14 protein-coding genes are annotated in these 13396 nt (G+C 39.8%); 5 read left to right on the plus strand and 9 right to left on the minus strand.

What is annotated here, in order from left to right:
• Positions 1–97 precede the first annotated feature (97 nt).
• Together I7H67_RS06185 and alc are read right to left on the minus strand one after the other, a co-directional pair.
• Positions 98–601 (minus strand): ureidoglycolate lyase, encoded by a 504-nt coding sequence (locus I7H67_RS06185; protein ID WP_174739480.1) that lies wholly within the window; start codon positions 599–601, stop codon positions 98–100.
• Entirely contained in the window at positions 598–1608 is a 1011-nt protein-coding gene (gene alc / locus I7H67_RS06190) for an allantoicase (protein WP_198307378.1), read from the minus strand. Before alc ends, I7H67_RS06185 begins: the two co-directional genes overlap by 4 nt.
• Before the next feature lie 199 nt (positions 1609–1807).
• Here alc and hpxO point away from each other — a divergent pair, with 199 nt between their 5' ends.
• Positions 1808–2965, plus strand: coding sequence for an FAD-dependent urate hydroxylase HpxO (gene hpxO / locus I7H67_RS06195; protein WP_107880437.1), 1158 nt, complete (start codon positions 1808–1810; stop codon positions 2963–2965).
• A 52-nt stretch (positions 2966–3017) separates the two neighbouring features.
• On the opposite strand, the gene I7H67_RS06200 is transcribed toward hpxO, so the two are convergent.
• From I7H67_RS06200 to puuE, 5 genes are all read right to left on the minus strand, one after another.
• Entirely contained in the window at positions 3018–3743 is a 726-nt protein-coding gene (locus I7H67_RS06200; protein WP_005300575.1) for an outer membrane protein OmpK, read from the minus strand.
• Between the two features lie 121 nt (positions 3744–3864).
• A complete protein-coding gene (locus I7H67_RS06205; RefSeq protein WP_198307379.1) occupies positions 3865–5232 on the minus strand; it encodes a nucleobase:cation symporter-2 family protein in 1368 nt (455 codons plus the stop codon).
• Between the two features lie 24 nt (positions 5233–5256).
• Positions 5257–5580 (minus strand): hydroxyisourate hydrolase, encoded by a 324-nt coding sequence (gene uraH / locus I7H67_RS06210; protein ID WP_198307380.1) that lies wholly within the window; start codon positions 5578–5580, stop codon positions 5257–5259.
• Positions 5577–6080, minus strand: a complete 504-nt coding sequence (uraD, locus tag I7H67_RS06215) for a 2-oxo-4-hydroxy-4-carboxy-5-ureidoimidazoline decarboxylase (RefSeq protein ID WP_198307433.1) — start codon at positions 6078–6080, stop codon at positions 5577–5579. Before uraD ends, uraH begins: the two co-directional genes overlap by 4 nt.
• A 100-nt stretch (positions 6081–6180) precedes the next feature.
• Complete coding sequence (puuE, locus tag I7H67_RS06220; protein ID WP_198307381.1) at positions 6181–7146, minus strand: allantoinase PuuE; 966 nt, start codon at positions 7144–7146, stop codon at positions 6181–6183.
• A gap of 252 nt (positions 7147–7398) precedes the next feature.
• Between puuE and I7H67_RS06225 the strand changes: the two genes are divergently transcribed.
• The 4 genes from I7H67_RS06225 to dsbD all read left to right on the plus strand — a co-directional run bounded on the left by I7H67_RS06225 (position 7399) and on the right by dsbD (position 11073).
• Positions 7399–7749: an HPF/RaiA family ribosome-associated protein gene (locus I7H67_RS06225; protein WP_001019316.1), complete on the plus strand. Its 351-nt coding sequence runs from the start codon at positions 7399–7401 to the stop codon at positions 7747–7749.
• A gap of 153 nt (positions 7750–7902) precedes the next feature.
• On the plus strand, positions 7903–8448 hold the full coding sequence (locus I7H67_RS06230; RefSeq protein WP_013196585.1) for an ankyrin repeat domain-containing protein: 546 nt from the start codon (positions 7903–7905) through the stop codon (positions 8446–8448).
• A 12-nt stretch (positions 8449–8460) separates the two neighbouring features.
• Entirely contained in the window at positions 8461–9228 is a 768-nt protein-coding gene (locus I7H67_RS06235) for a transporter (RefSeq protein WP_198307382.1), read from the plus strand.
• Between the two features lie 18 nt (positions 9229–9246).
• Positions 9247–11073 (plus strand): protein-disulfide reductase DsbD, encoded by a 1827-nt coding sequence (gene dsbD, locus I7H67_RS06240; protein WP_198307383.1) that lies wholly within the window; start codon positions 9247–9249, stop codon positions 11071–11073.
• Here the strand turns inward: dsbD and I7H67_RS06245 are convergent.
• Positions 11068–12261: a GGDEF domain-containing protein gene (locus tag I7H67_RS06245; protein ID WP_198307384.1), complete on the minus strand. Its 1194-nt coding sequence runs from the start codon at positions 12259–12261 to the stop codon at positions 11068–11070. The two genes, dsbD and I7H67_RS06245, sit on opposite strands and share 6 nt — an antisense overlap.
• A gap of 174 nt (positions 12262–12435) precedes the next feature.
• Positions 12436–13347 carry an alpha/beta hydrolase gene (locus I7H67_RS06250; RefSeq protein WP_013196589.1) on the minus strand — a complete coding sequence of 304 codons (912 nt, stop codon included), beginning with the start codon at positions 13345–13347 and terminating at the stop codon, positions 12436–12438.
• Positions 13348–13396 lie beyond the last annotated feature (49 nt).

The raw sequence follows: 13396 nt of genomic DNA on the forward strand, positions 1-13396 counted from the left end.
TAGGCGGGGATTTTTTTATGTAAAACTAAGTTATTGGAAATCACCACAACGGTTTTTGCCATAAAATTAAAAAATATACAGATCTGTATATTTTAATTTAGGTCGTAATTTTTATAGTCTGTGGAAATTGAAAAACATCACAATTCGCTCCACCTCCAATTCGATCTACCACTGCAAAATCACTTGGTGCCTCAAAGGTAAGCAAAGGATGATGCCATGTGCCTGCCCGATAATTGATACTTTGCTTCCCATTTGAAACAAATGCACATAGCTTTGAAATGTCGGGAGTATTCTCGTCTAAAGCGGGCGCGACAATAATTAAAAACTTTTGTTGCTGTAATGGAATAAATGCCTGAGACCCCTTGGGATGGCGCTCTAGCATTGAAATTTCCAGAGGTAGCACACTGGCCTTAATATTACGGAAAATACTAATTCCTGCCTTTGCTTCCCCTTCAATTTCAGTTTCAACGAGCGCATGGTAGCGCTCGGTGTGGGCATCGTTAATATGAAAAAAGTCATGCCCGTCGCAACAGATGACCTCTCCGAAGGGCTGAAAGTTTTCAATTGTTAAGGGCTGAATTTGAACATTCTTCATGATCATGACTTGGCAATTTTTCCCCATAAACGAACACGACTAATACCACCGTCTGGAATCATGTTAATGCGAATATGAGAGATTTTTTCATGCTGTAAAATCTCATTCACATATTCATGAATATGGTCCATTTGCATCGGTTGAGCTTCAAGTAAATAAGACCAGAACATACTTTGTGGAATCAGCTGTGCATCGGTAGCATTTTCAAGGTAAACCGCTTGAATAGATACTTGGGCAGGGAAATTCCCTTTAAAGTGAGCCGTATCAATTTCAAGCTTCTCAATTTTTCCGCTTTTACCCAACGCAAGAATACACCAGTCATAACCCGGAGCTCGGCGGCGTTTAGTTTCCCATCCATCGCCCATGTTGATGCCACGACCGGGGTTAATCAAATTACGTGGATGTCCAAAATGCGCATCACTATAGGCAATTACGCGACCACCATTTTCTAGGGCCAATAAATCAAGCGTTTGCTCACCATCAGTCACCTGAATATGAACGTCTCCATAGACACGTAAACGGGCAATACCACCATCTGGGAAAATATTGAGGCGTATATGAGTGAAAAGTGCATCATTATTGACCATAAAAATATGATGCTGGCTTGGGCCGAGTTCCGTATTTCCTAAAAGGCTCTCCCATTTTGCCCCTGTAAGGTCACCATTTGGTGCATAACAAGCTTCTAATGATGCAGATGCTGGATAATTTCCTGTAAAAAAGCTGGTATCAATATCAAGTGCACTGATTTTTCCACTTACACCTAGTTTTACGATGCACCAGTCATAGCCCGCATGACGTTTACGACGCGTTTCCCAACCGTCCATCCATTTGCCGTTATCATCAAATTTATCTTCAACAAAAATAGGTGCATCAAATTGCAGCATACGCTTTGCTTCTGCAAAGAAATCATCTGAACACTCAATGACTTGTGCACCAATTCGGGCATCTGCCAAATTGGTTTTCGTATTCAAAATTTCAGGAAGTTCAAATGCTGGAGCGTGCAATGTTGCCATAGTGGATTATCCGTATTTCTTGTTAAAAACATGATTTTTCATTTAAAACTGCGCCAACACGGAGCGTGCTGAGACGAGTTTTACACGTAAATATATAAGCATGGTGCATGCCAGTTTTGTGGAAAAGCTAAATAAATTTTGAAGGATGGCATGTTTTTAGCATAAGCACTCTATAGGTGAATATCTATAGGAGCGTGTTATGAATGTGGTGATTATTGGTGCGGGAATGGGAGGTCTAACCACAGGCATTGCATTAAAAAAATTTGGTCACCAAGTTCGTATTTTTGAGCAAACTGAAAAGATTCTTCCAGTTGGCGCTGCAATTTCGCTGTGGTCAAATGGTGTGAAATGTCTAAATTATCTGGGATTAACTGACAAAATCGCCAAACTTGGTGGACAAATGGATGATTTGGCCTATGTGGATGGTTTAACTGGAGATGTGATGACACAATTCAGTTTACTACCATTAATTGAAGAAGTAGGCCAAAGACCTTATCCAGTTGCACGTGCCGATTTACAAAATATGCTGATGGATGAATTTGGCAGAGATCAGATTTATTTAGGCAAAAAAATGGTTAGCCTTGAAGACAAGGCTGATTATGTTGAGGTCCATTTTGCAGATGGCAGCTCAACGCAGGCTGATCTATTAATTGGGGCTGACGGTACCCACTCACTTACACGGACCTATGTGTTAGGCCAACAAGTACAGCGCCGTTATGCGGGTTATGTGAACTGGAATGGCTTGGTTGAAATATCTGAAGATTTAGCCCCAGCTCAGCAATGGACGACTTATGTGGGGGAAGGCAAGCGAGCTTCTTTAATGCCAGTTGCAGATGGTAAGTTCTATTTCTTTTTAGATGTGCCTTTGCCAGCAGGATTAGATAATAATCGAGATGACTATAAAAAACTTTTAAAACAATATTTTGCGGATTGGTGTTTGCCAGTACAGCAACTCATTGAGCGCCTAGACCCGCAAAAAACCAATCGGGTAGAAATCCATGACATTGAACCGTTTACTCAGTTTTATAAAGGTCGTGTAGTGATTTTAGGTGATGCTGCACACAGCACGACACCTGATATTGGTCAAGGCGGTTGCCAAGCAATGGAAGATGCGATTTATTTAGCGCGTTCTCTGCAAATTAACACTTTAGGTGTCGAAGATGCTTTACGTCGCTATCAAAACAAGCGTAATGAACGTGCAAATGAGTTGGTACTTCGTGCGCGTAAACGCTGTGATGTGACCCATATGAAAGATGAAAGCGTTACACAAGCATGGTATGCAGAATTACGCCGTGAACAAGGTGGACATATTATGCAGGGGATTATTAGCAATATTGTGGGTAATCCACTCGATTAAAACAAAAACAGCAAGGAATTACCCTTGCTGTTTTATCTTCTAAATCATAATTTTAGAAGTGGTATTTAACCAATGCGCTGACGTTATTTTCGTCTGCACCTTTAATACCGAATTTGTTATTCCACACAGAGTGCTCAATACCGAGGTATAGGCGTGTGTCAGGAGAAATGTGTTTACCTACATTCCATTTCCATTGTGTTGTCCAGTTCAACTCGCTGGCATGGTCGCCTTCAGCAGTTGACCAGTCAAGGAAACCATCTACCAAGAAATCTTCAGATCCTAATTTTAATGGAACGCCGTAAACGAATGTCATTTGATAATCGTCGTCAGTTTTCTCATTATTCGCGCGGTAGAAGTTTAAATTCGCATATTGGAAATATGGGATATCTAAGTCAACTGCAAAACCATAAAGGAAGTTGTCGAAGTTATTGCCGTTTTCACTGTTACTTTCCCAAGTGGTACTAATTAACACATCTTTAATTGGACCATACGCCAGTTTTTTACCAGACACTTCGCCTAAGCTTAAACGTGGTGATAACTCAAAGTAAGTACTCTTGTGGTCATTTTCACCGCGCATGCGGTCCATGAAGAAAAATACATCAGCGTATTTAACTTTCGCAGCATATTCCAAAGTAATCGTAGTTTCTTTGTCATCTACAACTTCATAGTTTTCACCATAAAGTCCAGTTACACTAAAATCTTGCCAGATTGGTTTTGCCTGAACCATGGCAGTTGCAGATAACAAGGCACAAGTCGCCGCAAGTTGCTTTAATTGCATTTAAATGATCTCCCCCCAAATAAAGCACGCTAAGGATACAGGGTCTTAAGCAAAAATGAAGCCAAATTTGATCAACGGTTAAAAAAAAGCCCACCGAAGTGGGGCGCTAAAAACTAAATCTTTAATGAGTATTTCTTGTGTTTATTGTTTGGCTTAAATGTGGGGTACGCGAGCTGCGAAATGAGGGTAAATGATTAAATAATAAATTCAACAAGATAGCAAAGATACATGTTGAACTAATGCCCGAATGAAACAAAGTTTGTACCCAAACTGGAAAATGAGCATAAAACTCATGGTTAATAATTGGGATCATTCCTGCTGATAAAGCAGTCGCGACAATAATCAAATTTTTCTGATCGTTATAATCTATTTTTGCCAAAGTGCGAATTCCACTTGCTGCAACTGACCCAAACAAGACCAAACCTGCACCACCAAGTACGGGCATTGGAATCGCGGCAATCAAACGACCCATAATGGGGAGTAGGCCCAAAATAATGAGAATGACACCACCTGCTGCCACGACAAAACGACTTTTGATGCCAGTAATTGCAACTAACCCAACATTTTGGGCAAAAGCGCTTTGCATGAACGAACCAAAAATAGGCGCAAAAGCACTCGAAAACATATCAGCACGTACGCCATTGGCGATTCGTTTCGAATCGACTTCAGTTCCTACAATGTCTCCGACAGCAATAATGTCTGCTGTGGTTTCAGTCATAATGACCAAAGTTACAATCAACATCGATAAGATTGCACTAAGCTCGAAAGTCGGCAAACCAAATGCAAATAAGTGTGGAAATTGGAGCCATGCGCCTGAACTGACCTGAGTAAAATCACCAAAACCCATAAAGTAGGCGAGGGTGGTACCAGCAACAATAGCCAACAAAATCGATAAGCGTCGGATGCTTGCTTGCGGCAGCATATTTAGAACAATCACAATACCTAAGGTCAGTAAGGCTAAAGAGATATTTTCTACGCTACCCCAGTCAGGTGCTTTGTTATTACCACCCATCATCCAGCGAATCGCAACGGGTAAAAGAGATAGTCCAATAATCGTGATGACGCATCCGGTCACAACGGGTGGGAAAAACCGAATAATTTTTGAAAAGTAAGGCGCAAGACATAGTCCAATCAGAGATGCGACAATCACCGCACCATATGCAGCAGGTAAGCCGCCACCAGTGGTGATAATGGCGACCATAGTTGCAACACCTGCAAAAGACACACCCTGTACCAGAGGTAATTTTGCGCCTAGATATTTTGTTCCAATGGTTTGAATCAGTGTCGCCAATCCCCCGACAAATAGGGCAGCTGCAATGAGCATTCCGACTTGTGCTGAGCTTAAGCCAGCTGCTGTTCCAATAATAAGTGGCGGGGCTACAATGCCACCATACATGGTCAGCACATGCTGTAAGCCGTAGGCAAAACTTTTGGAAATTCCTAAATATTCATGCTCTGGAGAAATCGCATTTTTTTGCTGATGATTCATATTTTTCTCCTATTTATATTTGAATTAACTACCGCGATAAGTGGAGTAAGCAAACGGGCTGATCAGTAATGGAATGTGATAATGCTGATTGACGTCTTCTACAAAAAATTGAATACAAACACGTGGGAAAAAAGTTTTAATTTGCTGAGATGAAAAATAAGGTGCAATTTCAAATTCAAGTTGATAAGCACCTTTGGCAAAGTCGGTTATTCCAAAATCACCCACTCGACCGTCTGGATTAGTGGTTGCGGTTGCAATCAGCTCGTGGGTTTCTGCATGAAACAACTTCACTTCTACGTGTGCAGCTGGTTTGCCTAAATTCGTATCTAAAATATGAGTGCTGATCATGCTTGTATTTCCTGAGATAGACGTAATAGAGCAATCGCTGAGAGTTGCTCATGTACAATTACTTTTTCGATAGCTAAGTCATGTTGTAAACGTTCGCGTAGCTTTTTTAAAATCTCATCGCTACTGAGGCCCGCTGCTTTAATTAAAAAAATAAAGCCAAACTTTTGTTCATAATCAAGGTTGCCTTGTAGCAGCGCTTGTTGCGTTTGTTCATCTAAAGAAATGCCGGCTTGTTCCTGATTTGAAAAATGTTGCTCTTTTGCATTGAGTTGTTTTTTTGCTTGTCGTTCACCAATTTTTGGGTGGGTTGCTAAAGCAGTTTCAATGTCTTGCCATGACCACATTTGACTTAAATTTTCTGCATGCTCTAAAAGAGATACTTTTGATGAATAGGGACGTCCTGCAGTGATTTTCTCGGCCCATGCTGGAATGTGGACACAGTTTTTTAACAAAGTCTTGAGTTGTTCGGGTGGGGCTTGATTAAACTCGGCTAAAAACACTGTTATTCCTGAACTCGTTGTCGTGATACAGAGTTTTAGCAATAACAGTGCCAAGAGGTGTTCATGATTCGCTTATGAATTTGGAAAATTAAAAAATCAATTATTTAGTTATGTGATTTTTATACCAATGTTCAGCAATGTCTTGACGACTACATATCCAGACTCGATCGTGCATTTGAATATAGTCGAGAAACTTTTGTAGTGCTTTAAAACGGCCTGGGCGCCCTAAAATACGGCAATGCATTCCAATCGACATCATTTTTGGTGCATTTTCTCCCTCTGCATACAGCACATCAAAACTATCTTTTAAATATTGAAAAAATTGTTCTGAACTATTAAATCCACCCGGTGAGCAGAATTTCATATCGTTACATTCCAGAGTATACGGAATAATCAGATGAGGACGTGATGCACCCGCAGCATTGGTGAGAGGCGTCCAAAAAGGCAGATCATCGCCATAATAATCAGAGTCGTATTGAATTTGCGGGAATTCTGCAAGTAATTGACGTGTATTAGGGCTATCACGTCCGGTGTACCAACCGATCACTTTATTTCCAAACAAGTTTTCTAAAACAGATAAAGCTTGTTCTATATGCTGTTTTTCTAACTCAATATCAGTATCTTGATAGTGAAGCCAACGGTAACCATGAGAAACCACATCATAATCAGCTTGCTTAATCGCCTCTACAATATAAGGATTGCGGACAAGTGCCATTGCAACTCCAAAAATGGTCATTGGAAGTTTGCGCTTTTGGAATTCATTATGAATGCGCCAAAAACCAGCACGTGAACCATATTCGTACATCGAGTCCATCGACATATGTTTCGCTGGGTAACTTGCAGCACCAATAATCTCCGATAAAAACTGTTCTGAGCCTTCATCGCCGTGCTCAATATGTTTTTCGCCACCTTCTTCATAATTAAGAACAAATTGCACTGCAATCTTGGCATTGTTAGGCCATTTCACCTGTGGAGGCTGTCCGTGATAACCAATCAAATCACGTGAATAAGGAGACTTTTGAATTTGCTCAATGAGCTCGGCTCCAGATAGATAAGATTTGGACACGATTGCTCTCCTTTTGTTCAATTTTTCATAAATATTTAAAAAATCAGCTTGCATATTTTTATAGATGGACTGATATTGAAGATATGAAGATCTTCAAAATAAATTAAAACCAGTACGTTTAAGTCAGGAGATAACAAACCATTACACCATCAAAATGTACAATTGAAGTCAGTTCATGCATGCTTAAAACATGCCAACATAAAAAAGTTTTGCATAGAAAAGATCCACAGTAAGAAAGAGAGGATGGTATTTATGAATATTGAAATCCGCACAGATAAAAACATCCATAACAGCGAACGTTTAATTACTTATGTACGTGCAGAACTTACTCAAGAATTCCAACGTCATAGCGAACGTATTACGCATTTTTCGGTTCATTTTAGTGATGAAAATGGGGACAAAGGTGGTGACAAAGATATCCACTGTATGATTGAAGCGCGTCCTTCAGGTTTAAAACCGGTTGCAGTGCACCATAAAGCAGGAAATATTGACGCTTCAATTCATGGCGCGATTGAAAAATTAAAACGTAGCCTCGAACATACTTTTGAGAAAAAAGAACACCCGAGAGGTGGGCAACCAGAATTCATTGATGATGAAGTTTAATTGAAAATGCTAAAAAGCCCTTCGGGGCTTTTTTTATATTTGATGAAAATAAAACTATTCACAACATTAGGTTTGCAATGCGATGCAATCAACCTCTAAAATCTGGAGAAGAGATTAGGCATAATAGCCCTAATATATTTTTGAGAGATGGTCATGTTAACCACCCAGCAGCAAGCTTTAATTAAAGCCATAGAAGAATTAGAACTCGCGCAAGTGCAGAAATTACTTGCTGACGGACTTGATCCGAACTTTATTGATCCAGAGCAAGGGCCACCTGTATCAATTATCTGTGATGGAATTTTTAAATGGTGGGAAAATGTATCGGAAGCTTATGAAGCTGGTACACCATTATCAAAAGAAGAGAAGCAACAATCGTTACAAGTTTATCTCGATATTCTTGAAGCCCTAATTCAAGCTAAAGCCAATGTACACCTTTGGGATGCAGAAGAGTTTTATGGCCCGTTATGGGATGCAGCAAGCTCGGCATGTGCTCCTGCTGTTCAACGTTTACTCGATGAAAAAGTTGATCCAAACTCACGTGATGAAGAAGGACTCACCGTTTTATCTTCAATCAGTCAGTTGTTCTTTGATTGCGATTTTGATGAAATAGATTGGTCAGAATCACTTGAAGAAGAGCGTGAAACATTAGAGTTATTGCGCCGTCATGGGGCTAAAATGACAAAAGAATTAACTACTTGATTGGACATTAAAATGAAAATAGTACAAATTTTAACTTTTGCCCTTACAACTATTGCTGCTGGAAGTACTTTCGCAGCAGAGTTTTCCTTTGACCGTCCTGGAGCAGGCTTCGGAACAGGTATTACACCAGTGGGTAAGTTAGCTTGGGAACAAGGTTTACCTAGCACGACTTATACAGAGTCGACTGTCGATGGCGTTAAAGAAAAGACCGTAACTGTAAGTGAAGATATGCTATTCCGTACAGGTTTGGCTGATGGCTTAGAATTACAATTAGGTTGGCAAGGTCCAGCATGGACTCAAACCAAACGTGCTGGCAAAAAAACTGACAATTCAGGCTTTGGTGATGTAAGCATCGGTTTGAAAAAAGCAATTGATCTAGATGATGAAAACTTATCAATGGCTGTGTTAGCTCAGGCTGTCATTGCAACTGGTAATGATGAATTTACTGCGCATGATGATATTTATAGCCTAAGCTCAGCAGTGGCTTATAAATATGATGACTTGATTGATACCTCAATTACCATGCGTTACGAAGTGCAAAACAGTAATTGGGCTGTGACTGCAATTCCAGCAATCAACTATAAGATAGCTGGTAAACTTTCTGGATATTCTGAATTCATTTACCGTAAAGCTGAAAGCCAAGACTATGAATACGGTTTAGGTACAGGTTTAGTTTACGCTGTAAATAATCGTACTCAGCTTGACGCAAGTATCGGGGTCGATTTAGAAGGTCAAGATAAGAGCTACAACGGTGGCTTAGGCGTGGCGTTCTTGTTCTAATCGAAGCAATTTAAATTTATGTTAATGAAAAAGCTTATTCATCAGGGAATTCTTTATTTTCTAGCAGTTGCTGTTTGTGTATTTAGCCAGTTGGTTTCCGCACAGGATAAGCTGCTCTCGCCCGAACAAGCTTTTTCATTTTCGGTTGAATCTTCTGAGCCGCATACTGCGAGTTTATCTTGGCAGATTCAGCCAAATTATTATCTCTATCAGCATAAATTTACCGTACAACAAGGTACTCAACCTTTAGCTTTAAAGTTACCTAAAGCGATTGCTCAATATGATGAAAATTATGGGCAAAGTCAGGTTTACTACCATCAAGTTAATTTCAAAATTAAAACAAAGCCTTCAGAGCACTATAGTGTGACTTGGCAGGGCTGTGCCAAAGATCGTATTTGTTATCCGCCACAAACCATTGAGTTTCAAACTGATGCAGATGGCTTGGTTGGTGTGCAAAACCAAGCAGGAATAGCGCCAAAACGATTGCTAGATTTGGCAAATACTCAGCCAGAAGCTTCTTCAGATTCAAAGCTTTTAGAAAAAGAGCAGAGTACAGAGCCTGTATTAGATCCATCTGCGCCACAAATTGCGCAAGATCAGATCTGGTCAGCTAAGTTAATTGAGCACTCGCTTTGGTATGGAGTTTTATTATTTCTCGGTTTAGGCATGTTGCTCGCATTTACACCATGCTCTTTACCGATGTTGCCTATTTTAACTTCGCTAATTATTCGAGAACATAAAGGTATAAAGGCTTGGACCATTGCACTTACTTTCGTGTGTAGTATGGCATTGGTCTATGCAGGTTTAGGTTTAATTGCTTCTTCAGCAGGCTTAAATTTTCAGCGCTGGTTACAACAGCCTGCGACTTTAATTGCTTTTAGTTTGTTGTTTATTGTCTTTGCACTGAACCTATTTGGCTTATTTGAACTTCGTTTACCGCAAACATGGTTAAACCGACTTGACCGTATTCAGTCGATGCAACAAGGCGGCACTTTAGTAGGTGCGGGAGTCATGGGTGTGGTCTCTGCACTCTTGGTCGGTCCTTGTATGACTGCACCTCTCGCTGGAACTTTATTATTTATTTCTCAAACACAAAACCAATGGCAAGGTGCATTGCTTTTATTCTGCCTAGGTTTTGGAATGGGAATTCCGCTACTGTTGGCAAGTATTTTAGGGGCAAAATTTTTGCCTAAAGCGGGCGACTGGATGCATCAGATTAAAGTGATTTTTGCTTTTCTGATGTTGGGTTTAAGCCTCTACTTTATTCGTCCTTTATTGCCAGATTGGGGCATGCAAGTACTTAGTTTAGTACTGGGCCTCGCTTTTATAGCCTATGCTGTTTATCAATTTTTCTGGAAAAAAGGACAACTACAATGGCTCTACGTGATCTTATTGTTAGTCGTTACCCCTTTTGTAGCCTATAACCAATATCAACATATTCAAAATCGAACTTTGCAAAGTTCTGACCACATGGCCGAGTGGCATGTTGCGACTAGCGCGGCAGACTTCCAAAAGATTTTAGCAGCAGCGCCTACTGATCGGGCTATTGTGGTTGATGTATATGCCGATTGGTGTGTTGCTTGCCAACCAATTGAGCACCGTATTTTAAAAGCACCTGAGGTTCAGTCTGCTCTTGCACCTTACTATTTAATTAAGCTTGATTTGAGTCATTATGACCAGTCACATGAAGCGCTACTCAAGCAATGGAATATTTTGGGACCACCGACCTATCTATTTTTAAGCCCAGAGCAAAAAGAGATTCGTGCTCTACGCTTAACGGGTGCTTTTAGTCAGCAAGAACTTTTACAACAACTCGCGAGTTTGGCAAAGCTCAAAGAATCATAAGGTATCAATAGTTTCGGTCTGATGAAATGTACGTACCTGATTACGGCCTGAAGCTTTTACCGCATAGAGAGCTTGGTCAGCCTGTCGAATAACAAGATAAGGGTCCTGTGCAAAAGCTGAACTGCTTATTCCAAAACTTGCACTAATATGAATAGGATTATTTTGGGCGCTAAAGACAGGTAATTCTTGTAAAGCACAGCGACAACGCTCAGCAATTTTTTCTGCTTGAATGATATCGGTGTGGGGAAGTAATAAAATAAATTCCTCTCCACCAAATCGACCAATAATATCCTCACTACGCAAGTTCTCGGAAAGACATTGAGCGATTTCAATTAATACCTGATCACCTTGGTGATGGCCATATATATCATTAATTTTTTTAAAATGATCGATATCAAGAAGTACCACAGCATAATCAAATTGCTGTTGGTGTAGCGACTCTAAATGCGTATTTAAACTACGTCTATTTAATACATTAGTTAATGGATCAAGTTGGCTTAAACGGTGAATATAAGTTTCGCGTTGACGCCATTGGGTGAGTAATATTTCAAATAAAATAAAACATGCCAATAAAATGGGCATAATAAAAAAAGCCATGCTTCCTAACCAAAATGGATTGGTTTGAGCACGTTGCATGGCAATCAGATTAAATAAGGGGGCGTAAGGCAAAACACTTTTCATACTCAAATAAGTACATACCGTTAAAATAATTGTCGCAGGTACAAGAGCGCTATAAACAATTTTTCGATCAAATAATACCAGACCTACCCCAATCGTGCCGACATAACCGACCATAGTGGCGGGGCTAATGCTGCCAATTAAATATCCATCGTGGCATAGCATGAGCGTAAAAAATTGCACACTCACTAAAGGAATAATTCGTTGAGCCCATTCAACATTTTTGTAGCGATAGCAGGGGATAATTAAAAGAGCCAATAAAAATAAGGTTAATAAATTGAGCCAGATTTGCGACTCAACTAAAGGTAAATGTGTCCATTGCCAGACACTAGGGGTAATTAGAATATAGCCTTTCCATAAAATCCAACTGAAATTCATTGCACAGGCAAGTGTAAGCATCAGTGCGCTTTTTTGTAGTGGCGTCCAGTTGATGATGTGATTATTGTAGATGAAATCGATTATCACCTGTTTTATTCTATTTACGGGATGAGTGATTAAACGATTTTTCATAGTAAGTAAGGCCTCCTAAATATAGATGCCTCTTTGTTGGACCATCCTAAAATTGGACTGTTTAAATAATTTATATTTTAAACATAACATGATTTTCATTTTATATATGATGACTTTTTATAAAGAAAATGATGTGAAAAGTTTTATTCACTGTTCACACCATTTATAGATAAATTAAGTTTTATCAAGTTCGTGAGCAAATTCAGCAATATCTGCCAATGCTTGTTTAGCCTCATCAAACCATGCATTAAACATCTGGAAGTTATGCCACATGCCTGTATAAAGTTTGAATTGAACTTTAACACCTGCATCTTCGGCTTTCTCTCTAAAACGTTTGGCATCGTCTAATAAGATTTCTTTAGACCCGACTTGAACCAAAGTAGGCGGTAGACCATGCAAGTCATCGAAAATAGGCGAAACACGTGGGTCATCAGCTGCAATATGATTGCCTATATAGTACTGAGTTCCTGTTTGCAGCGCTTCAATAGAGAGTAAGGCATCATGTTTTTTATTAAATCTGAGCGACTCACTCGTGAGTGTTAAATCCAAAAAAGGAGATAGCAAAATCAGACCACTTGGCATGAGCTCGGGTTGTTCTTTTAAACGTAAGCAAAGTGCTAGCGCTAAATTTGCTCCGCATGAATCACCTGACAAAATAATATCTTTAGGCTGAACACCTTGTACTACTAAAGATTGATAGATGTCATATAGAGCTTCAGTTGCCTCAGGATAAGGATGCTCTGGTGCAAGTGGATAGTCCACATGAATAATCTGCATTTGAGTACGAGCAGCTAAATCCGTCATGAAAGCATGGTGTGTTTTGACACTGCCAAGAAAAAAAGCGCCGCCGTGAATGTGAAAAATCAGTTGAGTGGCAGAATCTTGTGGTTTGATTTCTTCACCTTTAATGCCTGCTAGCCGAATTGGGCGCACAGAAACATTTTTTTGCCTTGGGAAAGCACGACACATCTGATCTAGAACGGGACGTAAGGCGGTAGCCGGCAAATTTAGCTGGCTTGGCTTGCGAATTGTTGTTTTAAGAAAAGTTTCTGTAAAATAATATTTCCAAACATTTGATATATTCATAGAGCATCCATTTTTATGCTAGTTTCTTGTTTTCTTGTAAATTTTATTT

Source organism: Acinetobacter sp. ACIN00229 (genome assembly GCF_016106645.1).
Lineage (GTDB): Bacteria > Pseudomonadota > Gammaproteobacteria > Pseudomonadales > Moraxellaceae > Acinetobacter > Acinetobacter oleivorans.

Coding starts and splice junctions, on each gene's coding strand:
- hpxO (WP_107880437.1), top strand. CDS start 1,808: ATGAATGTGGTGATTATTGGTGCGGGAATGGGAGGTCTAACCACAGGC.
- I7H67_RS06200 (WP_005300575.1), bottom strand. CDS start 3,743: ATGCAATTAAAGCAACTTGCGGCGACTTGTGCCTTGTTATCTGCAACT.
- alc (WP_198307378.1), bottom strand. CDS start 1,608: ATGGCAACATTGCACGCTCCAGCATTTGAACTTCCTGAAATTTTGAAT.
- uraH (WP_198307380.1), bottom strand. CDS start 5,580: ATGATCAGCACTCATATTTTAGATACGAATTTAGGCAAACCAGCTGCA.
- I7H67_RS06205 (WP_198307379.1), bottom strand. CDS start 5,232: ATGAATCATCAGCAAAAAAATGCGATTTCTCCAGAGCATGAATATTTA.
- dsbD (WP_198307383.1), top strand. CDS start 9,247: ATGTTAATGAAAAAGCTTATTCATCAGGGAATTCTTTATTTTCTAGCA.
- I7H67_RS06250 (WP_013196589.1), bottom strand. CDS start 13,347: ATGAATATATCAAATGTTTGGAAATATTATTTTACAGAAACTTTTCTT.
- I7H67_RS06185 (WP_174739480.1), bottom strand. CDS start 601: ATGATCATGAAGAATGTTCAAATTCAGCCCTTAACAATTGAAAACTTT.
- I7H67_RS06245 (WP_198307384.1), bottom strand. CDS start 12,261: ATGAAAAATCGTTTAATCACTCATCCCGTAAATAGAATAAAACAGGTG.
- I7H67_RS06235 (WP_198307382.1), top strand. CDS start 8,461: ATGAAAATAGTACAAATTTTAACTTTTGCCCTTACAACTATTGCTGCT.
- I7H67_RS06230 (WP_013196585.1), top strand. CDS start 7,903: ATGTTAACCACCCAGCAGCAAGCTTTAATTAAAGCCATAGAAGAATTA.
- I7H67_RS06225 (WP_001019316.1), top strand. CDS start 7,399: ATGAATATTGAAATCCGCACAGATAAAAACATCCATAACAGCGAACGT.